We start from the raw sequence: 14,369 nt of genomic DNA on the forward strand, positions 1-14,369 counted from the left end.
ACTGTATTGGTCATGAGAATACCCATTCTATAATTCATTAGATTGTAAGTTGAAAAATGAGGGTAAAAGGCGCCCCCGCCGCGCCGTTATTAATCACGCCGCTTTATTGACGTCCTGATCAACACCACAGACATCTTCAGAAAATTTCTTATTTTCTGTAAGCACGGCATTGCCATAAATTGTTGTAAATTGGCAAATTTGTGCCTTGCCACTCACATGAGCATTATCGTGAACTTTTGCAAAGGGACCAACGCGCGCCGAGCCGAAAACCTTGGCATTGTCATAAATATTGCTACCGTCATAAACTATAGCTTTATCAAAAACATGAGCATTGCCATAAGCTTTTGACCATGCAGCAAGGCGTGATTTCCCATAGACATGGGCATCATTAAACACCAGCCCACTCACATACGCATTTTCATAAACACGGGCGTTATCGTGAATAAGAGCCCCCTGTGTAATCACGGCGTTATCACTCACAACGGCATTGCCAAAAACTACAAGATATTGATTCATAATTGTTTTTATCGTTTCTCACCTTGAATCATACCCCAGAATATTGTAAGATTCTCTCATTTCAAATCACTTCATATTGAATCAATTTTATTCACTTAGCTTTATGCCATAAGCCGGGTTGGCAAATGGGTAAAAATTATAGAGGAAAGGAGGAAAAATGCCTCTTATGAATCGTCTTAAGTGCCAAGGGCTGTCGCAACATTGGGTGCTGGTAAATATAATGATGGTGCCGGCTTGTTACAACGTCCCCATTATCTAAATAGAGATAGAGAACACTCACATGTTCCATTATCTTCTTATCTTTCTTAGGAAAGGTATGTTCTTCCGTCTGATATCCTTAAATAGTGCATGTATAATCCCCCGAATTTGTCTTGTGATAATTTTGAATAGCATCACTTAGGGTTATGACTGAATTGTTCTTTTTATTGAACATTTCAATTTTAGAGAGCTTTAAACCGTCGAGATCTATTTCAGGAATGACAGTCTTTCCACTCATTAAATATATATCTGTCTGTCATAATTATCTTCATAGTCACTGTAGTCGTTATCAACAATTTCTGGTTTAGTGTAAGTTACAATTTCATTATTCAGAGCTCTCTCGACACAAACAACAAATGACCATGATCAATCTTTTATCTTTTGTACTAGAGTTTTTTCCAGCGCGTTTTTTTCACATTTTTTCATGTCAAAAATTGCAAAAAACAGCTCTGAGTCAAGAAGAACAATCCTCTCAATCAGGCAAAATACCCTTGTCAGATATTCCAAATATCAATGCACACCTGCACTCTTTTGACTTTGTTCGCGTAAAATTTCAAGTTCCAGCCATTCTTCTTCTTTTTGCGCACAGATTTTCTTCTTCTCTTCCAGTGCTACTGATAAACGCTCAAAACGCTCTTTATCGTTGCAATATAATGTTGGATCAGAGAGTTCTTGTTCAATCTTTTTGATTTCATTTTGCAAAACAGTGATTTGTTCAGGCAATTTTTCCAATGCATAAACCTGTTTATAAGACAATTTTTGCGAGGCTGTCTTTTCCCGACCTAAAAAATTCTTTTCTTGCGCCATACCACCATGTTTCACAGATAAGGCGTTTTTGACATTTTCCCCTGCACGAGAATTTGAGGATTCTTTATGCCGCGATAATCCTTTATCTTTACGCCTGTACGAGGCAGCTTTCTTGTTTTGCGCGATCATATCACTATAACCACCAGCGTACAAAACCCAATGACCATCGCCCTCAGAGGCCAACAGATGCGTAACAGTGCGATCTAAAAAGTCTCTGTCATGGCTCACCAACAACACTGTTCCAGAAAAATCGGCAATAAATTCCTGTAATAAATCCAATGTTTCCATATCCAAATCATTGGTTGGCTCATCAAGAACCAAAAAGTTTGCCGGGCGTGAAAGCAGTCGAGCAAGCATAAGGCGCGCTCGTTCCCCCCCTGAAAATTCTTTCAATGGCGTGCGCGCTTGTTCAGGTAAAAACAAAAAATCCTTCATATAAGAAACCACATGGCGTTCTTGCCCATTGATCAGAAGGGTATCGCCCCTCCCCCCAGTGAGATAATGCGCGAGCGTTTCTTCTTCATTTAAAATCCGCTGTTGATCAAGCAGTGCCATGGAAAGGTTATATCCATGCTTTACCATTCCACTATCAACGTCCTCCTTGCCAATCAGGGTGGAAAGCAATGTTGTCTTTCCAATACCATTGGGACCAACCAAACCGACTCGGTCACCACGCTGAATGCGCAAAGACAAATCTTTCACAAGCGTGCGCTCACCATAAGATTTTGAAATGCGCTTTGCTTCAAGAACCAATTGGCCAGAATAATGACTTTTAGCCGCTATCAAAAGTGCACTTCCAGGTTGTCCTCGATAGGTTTTATGAATCTCTCTGAGCTCTTTTAATGCTCCCAAACGGCGTACATTACGTTTACGCCGTGCACTCACCCCATAGCGTAACCATTGTTCTTCACGCACAATCTGTCGCCCCAATTTATGCTGCTCAAGAGCTTCTTCTTCAAGCGCCTTATCACGCCAATTTTCAAACTCAGAAAAACGTTTTTCCAACCTTTTGGTTGTCCCTCGATCAAGCCATACCGTTGACCGCGTGACATTTTCTAAAAACCGCCGATCATGGGAAATGACCACAATGGCTGAACGCAAAGAACAGAGAGTGGTTTCAAGCCATTCAATGGTTGGTAAATCAAGATGATTTGTTGGTTCATCTAAGAGAAGAATATCAGGTTTTGCTGCGATAGCGCGCAACAATGAAACGCGCCGCTTTTCACCACCAGAAAGTGTTGATAATTTTTCGGTTCCTGAAAAACCAAGACTTGTACGCAGTGTATTAATCCACTGCACATCAGGTGCCTCATCCAAACCCGCTTCCACAAAAGCCTGAACATCTTCAAAGCCTGAACAATCAGGATTTTGTGCAACATAACGAATAATGACCCGCGGATGACGAAAAACTTCCCCCTCATTCGGCTCTATCATTCCCGCTGCAATTTTTAACAGTGTTGATTTTCCGCAACCATTACGCCCTACCAGCGCAATACGCGCCCCTTGCTCAACAGACAAACAAGCTTGATTGAGCAAAGGGGTTATCCCAAAAGTGAGAAAGATGCGGTCAAGCCGCAGCAACGGTATCGCCATTAACGAACAGGTTGAGGACAAGGTGCCTGATATAACGCACCGTATTGACCACGGTAGGTACACAATTGTTGTATTGGCCGTTGTATCACTCTTTGAGCACAAGGCGCTTGATAAACCCGACCTCTACGAGAGCGATAAGTACATAATTGTGCCTCCTGAGCAGCCATCTGAGCTTCTATCTTTTTCTGTCTTTTCTGATTGACTGCCTCACCTGTGACTGTGCCAGCAAGAGCACCAAATGCCGCGCCGGTTAGAGCTGCCCCAGCACTATGTCCACCAATAGCTGTTCCAGCCAAAGCACCGATTGCAGCGCCCCCCATACCATAACGTGCAACACGTTGGTCGGTCGTAGAACAAGCCACAGCGCTTAATCCAAGAGCTGAAACCACAGCTATTTTTAAAATTGATTTTAACATATGAAACCCTTTCCTTCTCATAATAACAAACATATCATTTATGCTGGCTCTTCATTACTATACCCCCCACTCTGCCTTAATTCAAATATGCCATAAGAGCTTTACGGAATAGGTACAGATGCTAACAGTATAGCCCTTCCAGAACCTAAATGACACGAAAAAGTTCCACAAATATGATTAGAAAGTGTTAAAGAAGAGCCAAAAGACACATTTTTGTCATAAATTGGCCATTTTACACCTGAAAGTGTCAAACCTTGTAAGTCAGAAAAACCAACAATACTAAACAAACAATCATCAGGCAGATCATAAGAAGAAGGCTTTGATACAACCGGCCACCCTTCTTCAAAACCGCTCGTCAATAACACTGAAATTCCCCTTTCAGCCATCATCAATGCCTGTGTCATATGAGAAAGACTATGATCACTTCTTTCACCTCCAAAAGCACCACATAAAATAAGCTTTTTGGCACCATTTTGTAGGGCTCTCTCACACGCCAAAGCACTATCAGTCATATCCTTATCAGCAGGAAAAACCTCACGGGGGACATCAGCATATTTGTCTCTTAAAGCCTGATCAGATGAATCAAAATCACCCAACCACAACTCGGGGCTCACATGCAACATTTCTGCATGACGCATTCCACCATCAGCAGCAATCACACGACTGTTGCGAATTTGATTGCGCAAACGATCTGTGATGAAAATATCGCCATTTAACAGTATTGTAAATGTTGTCATGTTATTCTATATCCTATACTTCTTTTCGCATCCTTTTTGCTTTCGTATCCTCTTTGTTATATTAAATTTGTTATATTAAAAAAGAACCGTTTTATAAATCATAACCGTGATATAGAGCCAAAAGAAACCTTTTCAAAACGCATCCGTGCATAAAAACCCCTTCATTATAAAAAATGACAGGACTCTATTCTAAAAAACACCGACAAAGATACAAATGAAATCGCTTAAAAAACATTCAGAAAACGCCGTGTATCATGATCACAAGACTCCGGTTTTTCAACGAAAATTTCTTTTATATACCAGAATATATAGAGCAACTTTCATAGGTTGCATGCTTTTCCTTTCTGCGTGTCATCCGCCTCTCTCCTCTCATAAAATGCTTTCTTCTTTAGACAAGTCTACAAGAATCAAACATGCCAACAAACACACTATTACTGCCTCCTTAAGCGCTATACAACACGCGCGTATTTTACAAATATATGGTGGCGCCTATCATGATGTAAAACTCAAACATCTTTTAGCAAATATTGTACACAAGCTCACGCTTGTTTCACAAAATTCTTACAAAACCTATTCTGTAACAATTTTAAACTCAGAAAGCATTAATGCATTCGCTCACCCTCATGGCTCTATCTATATCACACGCGGCATGCTCGCACTCGCCAATGATCCTTCAGAAGTTGCAGCAGTTTTAGCCCATGAAATAGCCCATATTACAGCCAATCACAGCATTTTACGCCTACAGAAAAAAGCCGAATTGCAGATGACAAGTGACATGTCATCACCTTCTCTCTCTTTTAACGGGAGAAAACTTTACCCCCCCCTTAAAAACCGAAAACAACTCGCACAATTTTCACGCAATCAAGAACTCGAAGCCGATTCTATCGCTCTTGAAATGCTCCAACAAGCAGGATACGACCCGTTTGCTTCCCCACGCTTTCTCCAATCAATGGAAGCATATAGCATTTTTCGTAATCTCTCGAACACAACAAATGCCTCTTTAGATTTTCCCGCAACACACCCAACCACCCCGGAACGGATTCGTCTTGCAAGAAAAAAAGCCTATGAACTCAGTACAATATACCCACACAAAATCAATAGAGCGCAGAAAGGCAACATTGATCATGATTCTTTTCTCAAAAGCATCAGTGGTATGGTTTTTTGGAATAATTTTCACACCGGCTTTGTGCGCGGAAACGAATTTATCCACCCACAATTGCGCATTGCTTTTTCCGTTCCCGACAATTTTATCATAGAAAATTCAACACACACTGTTTGGGCAAGCGGACCAGATAAAATTGCCATTCGTTTTGATGCACTCTCGCGTCCTTCTGGAATATCTGCAAGTGATTATTTAAAAAGTGGACGGATTATAGGGCTGGATGAAACCTCCATTCACCCAATCACAATCCAAGGTTTCCCTGGCGCCCACGCCCGTGCTGCCAATGAACAGTGGCAATTTGATGTGGTGGTTATTGTGTTTAACAAACATATTTTTCGTTTCCTCACTGCTGCTCCACACCATTTTCAAAACTTTGAAGCGATCGCTCAAAGAACCGTAGAAAGTTTTCATTCCCTTTCATACGCACAGTTAAAAAAGCTAAAACCCTTGAAAATCCGCATTATACGTGTTCAAGAGGGAGAAAGCATTGCAGACCTTGCACATAAAATGCAAAACCCAACGCATAAAGAAAAACTCTTTCGCATTCTGAATGGACTTTCACCAACCCAAACTTTACACGCAGGGACAAAGGTTAAAATCATCACAGAGTAAGAGCACTCTTTTCAATATCTCTGCACACCTCATTTTCTTCTTTTGAAGCAATCTCCTTCTCGTTGATGATTCCCTGCAAGCTAAATCCTTTTCCACACCAATCGAAGATCTTTGAAACAACTCCATAATCTTCTCACACTTTCTATGTCTCACCCCATGCTATGCAGACTCCTCCAGAAGCCGCTGACTCACATGTTATCATGCTCCCCTGAGTGAAAAATTATCTATGAACGATTAAGAGGTAAAGACTCGACATAGTTTCCATGGCTCACCCCATCATACGTATACTTTCATGTGCAGATCACGAAGAGCAAACTCATATGCCACAAACACCCGCTGTGTGAACTGCTCAGAAGTAAAGCCTCAACACACTTTCCATTACGCACCCTTACGCCACGTAATCTTCTCAAAAAGATACAGGTTTATATGTTGTAATGCCCCGCTCAATTCAGTTGTTTAACAGAAAAACTTGACACAATGTTTCCATTTTTCACTCTTATGCAAAGCATACTTCTCGAGAAGCCGCAAACTTACATGTTATAACACTTCATGGAATAAATTGTTAAACAGAAAGACTTGACATATTTCTCATTTTCACTTTCATGCCACGCAGACTTCTCGAGAAGACTCAGGCTTACATGTTATAACGCCCCACTCGATTGAGTTGTTTAACAGAAAAACTTGACACCACTTTCATTTTCCTTCTTATAACAAGAACATACTTCTCGAGAAGCCGCAAACTTACATGTTATAACACTTCATGAAATAAGTTGTTAAACAGAAAGACTTGACATACTTCTCATTTTCACTTTCATGCCACGCAGACTTCTCGAGAAGACTCCGGCTTATATGTCATAAGCATCCGCTGAATGAACCGTAAGGAGAGCAGAACGCAACTTTTGCAAAGCCCGTGCTTCAATTTGGCGCACCCGCTCTTTTGAAATTCCTAACTTTTCACCCAACACTTCTAATGTAGCTCCTTCTTCATTCAAACGACGAAAACGAATAATCTCAAGCTCACGTTCATTGAGAATTTGCAACGCCTCATAAAGCCATTGTGTCCGTCGTTGACCATCAATCACCTGCTCAATGAGAGCATCCGGAAGAGGACTATCATCCACAAGAGCATCCATTTTTGCCATGGAATTATCACTGTTTTCAGAAACAGAAACGCTCAAGGAATTATCAGAACTCGAAAAACGAAAATCCATTGTTTCCACATCACGAACGGAAACACCAAGCTTTTCAGCAATTGTGCGAAACATATCTTGTTTGGACAAAGCACTATCATCTTGCACCAACTTTGCCCGCAAACGCCGCAAATTAAAAAACAACGCTTTTTGCGACGAGCTCGTTCCGCCCCGAACAATCGACCAATTTCGTAAAATATAATCTTGGATAGAAGCACGTATCCACCATGTTGCATAGGTTGAAAAACGAACCTCGCGATCAGGCTCAAAGCGCGCAGCAGCTTCCAATAGGCCAACATATCCCTCTTGTACCAGATCCCCCAACGGCATTTTGAAACGTTTAAAGCGGTTCGCAATCGCAATCACCAAACGCATATGCGCCGCGGCAATTTGATGCATAGCATCATCATCACGTTTATCTTTCCACCGCAGAGCCAAATCGTGCTCTTTTTGTCGTTCAAGATAAGGCGCTTGCATAGCAGAACGCATCATATTACGTCCTAAGCTTTTATCTGCGTCGCTATAATTTTTGCTGCTTTTGTAAACAGCATTTGAAAGATTACCCATAAATAACCCCTTGCGATTAAAATGATCAAAATTGATTTGGTAACGACATCATCGCTCTTCCTTCAAAAGAACGCAAAAGTTGTTAATTTCATACTCGCTACTTTAACGTGTATTTTTATAATCGCAATTGTTTTTTTATTGCAACCATAAAACTTGTTATCTCACAACAAAGATCGATAAAGTCATGAACAACATGATAACGCGCTTATCCTAATAAATTCAGGGAAAATCTCTTTTCCCCTCTTTGTGAAAGAAAAAAATAAACTGAGGTCCTCTTTTATGCGATTACGCATTCCTTGTCTTTGTAAGTAAAAAATTTATCTATACTTACAACGCCATACCACAACCAATAAGTGTGAAAAGATATATGGAGCAACCAAGCTGAATAAACACTGAACAGGAAAAAAAAGAGCCAAAATTTAGATTCGCAAAAAGAAGCCTCAAAAAATCACAAGAATGATTGAAGAAAAAGCAACAAACGTGCTAAGAGAACAGGACATTTATAGAATTGTGAAACGTAAGTTTTTTTACCAGTGCAGCACTGAGGAAGAAAATAATCATGGATAGTAAGATTATTCAACAAAATGATATTCTTATTGAAAAACATACAGGTGGCAAGTTTGAAGGTTTTCGTTTTTATGCCAACAAAGGCAGTACAGATCAAAAAACAACGCAAAACCTCATAGATCATGAAAGTTTGGTTCTTGCCTTTTCCAAACGCGCCGCGCGTCTTTGTGCTTGTGCGAATGGAGATTTTTCCCTCAGTTCTGATAAAATAGTTCGCTGGATTGGCCAACCAGTGGCCCAACTTGTTGCAACAGAAGATTTTTTAAAACCCAAAATCATTCTTTTAGCAGACACAGAGTTAACGGGAGAATCCCGTGATAACGTCCTAAAACGGTTAGAGCGTTTTGTTATTTTTCATTTTGAAACAGCGTTAAAACCACTGTTTGATTTACGCAATGCTGAGAATTTAACAGATTTAACAAGCAATCTTGCTGTAAAACTTGCCGACTCTTTAGGCATTTTACCACGTCGAGAAGTTGCGGAAATTGTCAAAAATCTTGACCAAGAATCACGTGCCGTTCTACGACGACTCGGTGTGCGTTTTGGTGCTTTTCATATCTATCTTGCTGGAATGCTCAAGCCAGCTCCAGTCCAAGCGATTACGTTATTGTGGACCCTTCAAAATGAAAATCAAAACCAAGCGGGTTTGGATGAAATTTTTTCTACTTTGTCTTCTGGACGAACTTCCCTGGTTGTTAACCTTGAGTATAACCGCAAATTTTACCAGTTAGCTGGGTACAGAATCTTAGGGCAACGTGCTGTGCGTATTGATATTTTGGAACGTCTTGCGAATCTGATCCGGCCTACACTTCATTGGAAACAAGGCAGTGAACCAAAACCCGATGGCGCCTATGACGGCAAAAGTTTTTTTGTCACACCAGCAATGATGTCGATTCTTGGAGCCAATGGAACGGATATGGAAGAAATCCTAAAAGGGCTTGGTTATCAATCACAACCCATGAGTCGTACGGCACTTGAACAACATCTCCTGCAAAATAAAGCCTCTGCTCATGCAGGTGCAGCAACGGGGGATGTTCCCGAAGCAGAATGGGTCGGCAGCCCATGGCAAACCCAAAAACAAACCCCAGGGCAAACAATGGAAGACTTGGAAACAATAGGGGAAGAAAAGCATACCGTGCCTCTTGGTGTTGAAACACAATCTGATAGCACAGATCATGTACCACCCGCTGAACCAGTTGGCGATTTTGCTAAGCACAAGCTTGTTGAGGAAGAAGATAAAGTTGTTCTCCTATGGCATTATAACTATCAATTACACCACCAGACCCACAAAAAGCGTGATAAATCTGGGCATAAATGGCAAAATAAACCGAAAAAGGCTTTTAAACAAGCAACAGCTGCACATGATGAAAAGAATCAAAAAGCCGCCACATCACACGTGAAACACTCTCATAAGTCTCACCCCCCCTATACAAAACGTTCCAACAATAAACCCTTTCAAAAAGAGAAGCGTCCTAACCCTGATTCTCCTTTTGCAAAACTCGCTGCACTGCGTGATCAACTCACAAATGACAAAAATGTACATACACTTTCCTCCAAAGAACACTAAAATAAGGGATGGAGTTTAGATATTGGCTTATGTAGTAACCGACAACTGCATTCACTGTAAGTACACTGATTGTGTTGAAGTTTGCCCTGTCGATTGTTTTTATGAGGGAGAAAATATGCTCGTCATTCATCCTGATGAGTGTATTGACTGTGGTGTGTGCGAACCGGAATGTCCGGCAGAAGCCATTAAACCTGATACCGAGCCGGGCTTAGAACAATGGTTAGAACTGAATCTTAAGTATGCGAACAAATGGCCTAATTTAACCACCCGAAAAGCCCCTCTTCCCCAGGCAAAAGAGATGGATGGTGTTCCCAATAAATTAGAAAAGTATTTTTCAGAAAATCCTGGAAGTGGTGAATAATTCCCCCACACACCGCCGCAAAATAGGCGTAAAAGCTCTAAGAGGGATCTCTTTAAAATAAGCCTGTAACATGCAACATAGTGGCGTTCTGTTTTGCGTGAGGGCCGTGCTCTATTGTCATGCCCCCCTGTTATCGTACCTCTAGACGAAATAAAAGCGTGAAACAATGCGTAATCTTCATGATCTCAAAGATATTGCTGTAGATGATCTTGGACGACACATTGATTCATAATGATAATTTATCATTATTCACTTGAAATCATAAGCTCGGAATACTCGTAAGATTCTCTCATCTCAAACTTACTGATGTTAAACCTATTTTGTTCACTTGGCTTGTACACACTCAGCGGAATTGGCATGAAGATAAAACGAAAGAAAAAAGAAGGAAAAACGCCTTTCATAAACCGCCTTCATGCAAGGGGTGTCGAAACACCATGAGCGCGTGCATACAGTAAATATATTGAGAGCTCATAAAGAGAATGAGAGTGTCAGCTTGTCTCTGTTATAAGCATGAATATGGTGGTGTGCAATGGCTTTATCGGTATACAATTCCCCCACACCGCCGCAAAATAGGCGTAAAAGCTCTAAAAGAGATCTCTTTAAAACAAGCCTGTAACATGCAACATAATGGCGTTCTGTTTTACATGAAGGTCGTTCCCCTATTGTCATGTCTTTAATTATTAAAAATGTGACGAAACAAAAGCGTTAAGCAATAGTAATCTTTTATTATCTCAAAGACATTTCTTTAGAAACTTTTGAACACTATAACGCGCTCTTTCAAACATTTAAAATTCTCTTGTAAAAATAAAAAATCTTAAGGGAAATGATTGATTCTTTTGAATTTTGGTGTTAGTGTCTTTTTAACATGATCACCTTTCTAAGTATTCTTCATTGCTTAAAAAAAGAGGCGATGTATTTTTGTTGGATTTAAAAGTACTTAACTTTTATGCTCATTCAGCTTTTAATATACTTAGTGAAAGAACATTCAACGTTCAGGTTTATAGCCTGTTTTCCGGTACATTTTTTGGTCATAAAGGGAGTAAACTAAGATTATGGCATCCCAATGCGGAACGTCCTCAAACGCTAAAGGATTTGCAACTTCTGAATATATTGTTTACCCTACCCATGGAGTAGGGCAAATTATAGCAATTGAAGATCAAGAGGTTGCAGGACATAAATTAAAACTTTTTGTTATTCATTTTGCAAAAGATAAGATGGATGTCAAAGTGCCAATCGCAAAAGCCATTTCCGTTGGAATGCGTAAATTGTCCGCTGTTGATTCTGTTGAACGTGCATTTAAAATTTTGCATGGAAAAGCGCGGGTAAAACGGGCCATGTGGTCTCGTCGTGCGCAAGAATATGATGCTAAGATCAATTCAGGAGATCTTATTTGCATTGCTGAAGTTGTGCGTGATCTTTTTCGCTCAAACCTACAGCCTGAACAATCTTATTCTGAACGCCAACTTTATACTGCCGCACTTGACAGAATGGCACGTGAAATTGCTGTCATTAATAGCCTTTCTGAAACGGAAGCCATTAATCTCATAGAGATGCATCTTTCTAAAAAGTCAAAACGTGAATTTGAAGCGGAAAGAAATGAAGAAAGTGCAAGTGATAAAGCTGTTTATGCTGCATAAACAAAGAGTTTAGAATATTTTTATAATAAAATAAGACCAGTATCTGGCTGGTTTTATTTGCTTTTATTATCAATAAACTTATATAGATAAAAGCTATGAAAATAAAAATGTTGAATATAAAGTTCGCCAAACGTTCCCATTTACCCACAGAGTGGCGCATTAACATGATGGTATGATGTTATATTTGATATATTTTAATCTTCTTTATCTCTCTCAAAAAGCACTCTTCAAAAAAGATTGAAAAATGACTCATGCTGTTTTAAGTGTATTGCACAAATTCTGATACTTCATTGGCTCTTTTCACAACACATGCCACACAAAACTCAACATTCAAGTAACCTCTCAAAATAATAAGAAAACGATCTACCGCATAACGGAAAAACCTTGAGGACGACTATCCCAAAAGACAGTGGGAATGTCCTGCACATGTCAACCTGTGAATCAGATATCCCACACCACGAGAGAACAAAACCCTCAATCCTTAGCGGGAAAAGACGAACCTCCGCGATATATTTTCGTTTGCAAATAAACACAGCACACACATCACAACGTACATGCCTACACCCACCTCTCAAAAAGACAGCGAGAATATCCTGCACATGTCAATCTGTGAATCAGATAACTCACACCACCACGAGAGAATAACCCCCTCAATCTTTAGCGGGTAAAACCGAACGACCGCGATACATTCCTGTTTTTAAATCAATATGATGAGGTCGACGCAGCTCACCGGAATTTTTATCCTCAATATAAGTCGGCGCTTTAAGGGCATCAGCCGAACGGCGCATACCACGCTTCGATGGAGAGGTTTTTCGTTTAGGTACAGCCATAAAGAGACACTCCAAATCCACAAAAAAGAAGAGGCAGCATCGAAATGACACAGCCTGTATCAAAAATCATAAAATTTGACGTCTTATACACTGATAAGAAAGAAGAGGCAACACCAAAGTGATCACACAGTTACCAAAAATGATAACAGTGTTCTCAAAAAATAATGTCAAAATGCAAAAGAGAGCGAATAATTTTATACATTTACGAAAACCTCACGAAATTTTCAAGAATCTTTATTTAGGAATTTTTATTTGGCTTTCACAGAGAATTTTGCATACAGTGTAAACACGAAGTAAAAGAAACTTTTGAATAAAAAAAACCATGCAAATTAACGAAAACAAGAAAAAACAACAACCTTCTCTCTTAAGTTTTAAGATTTCATTTTGCAAAAATGTAAGGAAGCAAGAATGCACGAATTTACCACCCTTCTTGCAAAACATGGCCACACTATTGAAAGACGACTTGACACACTGCTTAATGATCAAGTTCAAAACGGTGAAATTGCCCGTCCTGAAGTTTTGATCAAAGCCATGCGTCACGGTGTGCTGAATGGTGGAAAACGCTTACGCCCTTTTCTGGTGATTCAAAGTGCTGCACTTTTTGATATCCCTACCGAACACGCTCTTGATGTCGCATGTGCCTTAGAATGTATCCATTGTTATTCACTCATTCATGATGATCTTCCCGCCATGGATAACGACTCACTTCGACGCGGCAAACCCAGCGTACACGTAGCATTCGATGAAGCGACAGCCATTTTAGCAGGCAATGCTCTTTTAACATTTGCCTTTGAAATGATTGCCCATAAAGCCTGTATGTTGCCTTTTGACACGAGAATAAAACTGATTACGATTCTCGCACAAGCCGCAGGACTTGGTGGCATGATAGGTGGTCAAATGCTTGATATCGAAGCAGAAAAGAAGCCACAAGAAAGCAGCGATATCATGACTCTACAACAGATGAAAACAGCTGCTCTTATAAGCTTTGCTTGCAAAGCAGGAGGCATCATTGGCAATGCCCCAAAAGAATTGACGGAAAAGCTTGCTGCTTTTGGAAAAACTCTTGGTTTAGCCTTTCAATTAACGGATGATCTTCTCGATGTAACCGCCAGCACTGAAGTTTTAGGGAAGACAGCCGGTAAAGATAAAACAGCACATAAAGCAACTTTTGTTCATCTCTATGGCATTGAAGAAACACAAAAAAAGCGCGATGAACTCATCACGCAAGCAGAAAAACTTCTTTTGCCTTTTGGTGCTAAAGCAAAACTACTCCAACAAGCAGCACGTTTTAGTGCAACACGCAAAAATTAACAGTTCATCTGCTGTGCCAACAACAAAACAACAAAAGAAACAAAAGTTTTTCTGGATTTTGAATGTATTCTGAAGAAGATGGCTTTTCAGGAAAACTTGTATTCTGAAAGAAACAGCTTTCTTATGAGGATCGTGTGTTCCGTTTGGCACACCCGATGCACCCAATTTATGACCTCTTACTTCTGTTCCTCCAGACGGAACAAAGAGCGTTTAAGTGCCGTGCTCTTTACGATTAGTG

Annotated in this window: 12 protein-coding genes and 1 pseudogene; 6 read left to right on the forward strand and 7 right to left on the reverse strand. The window is 40.2% G+C overall.

Features of this window, described 5'->3' with window-relative positions; genetic code table 11:
• Window positions 1-93 precede the first annotated feature (93 nt).
• On the reverse strand, window positions 94-516 hold the full coding sequence (locus BN67_RS11530; RefSeq protein WP_019222855.1) for a hypothetical protein: 423 nt from the start codon (window positions 514-516) through the stop codon (window positions 94-96).
• 157 nt (window positions 517-673) lie between these two features.
• On the opposite strand from BN67_RS11530, the pseudogene BN67_RS15395 reads away from it, so the two are divergent.
• Window positions 674-756: pseudogene (locus BN67_RS15395) on the forward strand (DUF4102 domain-containing protein); the annotation flags it as partial.
• A gap of 528 nt (window positions 757-1,284) precedes the next feature.
• On the opposite strand, the gene BN67_RS04035 reads toward BN67_RS15395, so the two are convergent.
• The 3 genes from BN67_RS04035 to BN67_RS04045 all read right to left on the reverse strand — a co-directional run bounded on the left by BN67_RS04035 (window position 1,285) and on the right by BN67_RS04045 (window position 4,327).
• Window positions 1,285-3,174 carry an ABC-F family ATP-binding cassette domain-containing protein gene (locus tag BN67_RS04035; RefSeq protein WP_019222857.1) on the reverse strand — a complete coding sequence of 630 codons (1,890 nt, stop codon included), beginning with the start codon at window positions 3,172-3,174 and terminating at the stop codon, window positions 1,285-1,287.
• Window positions 3,174-3,590 (reverse strand): DUF1269 domain-containing protein, encoded by a 417-nt coding sequence (locus tag BN67_RS04040; RefSeq protein WP_019222858.1) that lies wholly within the window; start codon window positions 3,588-3,590, stop codon window positions 3,174-3,176. Before BN67_RS04040 ends, BN67_RS04035 begins: the two co-directional genes overlap by 1 nt.
• Before the next feature lie 101 nt (window positions 3,591-3,691).
• Entirely contained in the window at window positions 3,692-4,327 is a 636-nt protein-coding gene (locus BN67_RS04045; RefSeq protein WP_019222859.1) for a thiamine diphosphokinase, read from the reverse strand.
• A gap of 214 nt (window positions 4,328-4,541) precedes the next feature.
• Between BN67_RS04045 and BN67_RS04050 the strand changes: the two genes are divergently transcribed.
• Complete coding sequence (locus BN67_RS04050; protein ID WP_026088157.1) at window positions 4,542-6,101, forward strand: M48 family metalloprotease; 1,560 nt, start codon at window positions 4,542-4,544, stop codon at window positions 6,099-6,101.
• A gap of 845 nt (window positions 6,102-6,946) precedes the next feature.
• Here the strand turns inward: BN67_RS04050 and BN67_RS04060 are convergent.
• Window positions 6,947-7,858, reverse strand: a complete 912-nt coding sequence (locus BN67_RS04060; protein ID WP_019222862.1) for an RNA polymerase factor sigma-32 — start codon at window positions 7,856-7,858, stop codon at window positions 6,947-6,949.
• 559 nt (window positions 7,859-8,417) lie between these two features.
• Between BN67_RS04060 and BN67_RS04070 the strand changes: the two genes are divergently transcribed.
• Entirely contained in the window at window positions 8,418-9,992 is a 1,575-nt protein-coding gene (locus BN67_RS04070; protein ID WP_019222864.1) for a hypothetical protein, read from the forward strand.
• Between the two features lie 22 nt (window positions 9,993-10,014).
• The gene (fdxA, locus tag BN67_RS04075) at window positions 10,015-10,353 is read left to right on the forward strand and encodes a ferredoxin FdxA (protein ID WP_026088158.1); all 339 of its coding nucleotides are present in this window, start codon (window positions 10,015-10,017) and stop codon (window positions 10,351-10,353) included.
• Between the two features lie 468 nt (window positions 10,354-10,821).
• Here the strand turns inward: fdxA and BN67_RS14105 are convergent, their stop codons facing one another.
• Window positions 10,822-11,022, reverse strand: coding sequence for a hypothetical protein (locus tag BN67_RS14105; RefSeq protein WP_156791628.1), 201 nt, complete (start codon window positions 11,020-11,022; stop codon window positions 10,822-10,824).
• Window positions 11,023-11,405: 383 nt separating this feature from the next.
• On the opposite strand from BN67_RS14105, the gene BN67_RS04080 reads away from it, so the two are divergent.
• Window positions 11,406-11,990 carry a CarD family transcriptional regulator gene (locus tag BN67_RS04080; protein WP_019222866.1) on the forward strand — a complete coding sequence of 195 codons (585 nt, stop codon included), beginning with the start codon at window positions 11,406-11,408 and terminating at the stop codon, window positions 11,988-11,990.
• 650 nt (window positions 11,991-12,640) lie between these two features.
• Here the strand turns inward: BN67_RS04080 and rpmF are convergent.
• The gene (gene rpmF / locus BN67_RS04085; RefSeq protein ID WP_011181291.1) at window positions 12,641-12,820 is read right to left on the reverse strand and encodes a 50S ribosomal protein L32; all 180 of its coding nucleotides are present in this window, start codon (window positions 12,818-12,820) and stop codon (window positions 12,641-12,643) included.
• 408 nt (window positions 12,821-13,228) lie between these two features.
• Here rpmF and BN67_RS04090 point away from each other — a divergent pair, with 408 nt between their 5' ends.
• Window positions 13,229-14,131 carry a polyprenyl synthetase family protein gene (locus BN67_RS04090; protein ID WP_019222867.1) on the forward strand — a complete coding sequence of 301 codons (903 nt, stop codon included), beginning with the start codon at window positions 13,229-13,231 and terminating at the stop codon, window positions 14,129-14,131.
• Window positions 14,132-14,369 lie beyond the last annotated feature (238 nt).

This window comes from Bartonella rattaustraliani AUST/NH4, from assembly GCF_000312565.1.
Lineage (GTDB): Bacteria > Pseudomonadota > Alphaproteobacteria > Rhizobiales > Rhizobiaceae > Bartonella > Bartonella rattaustraliani.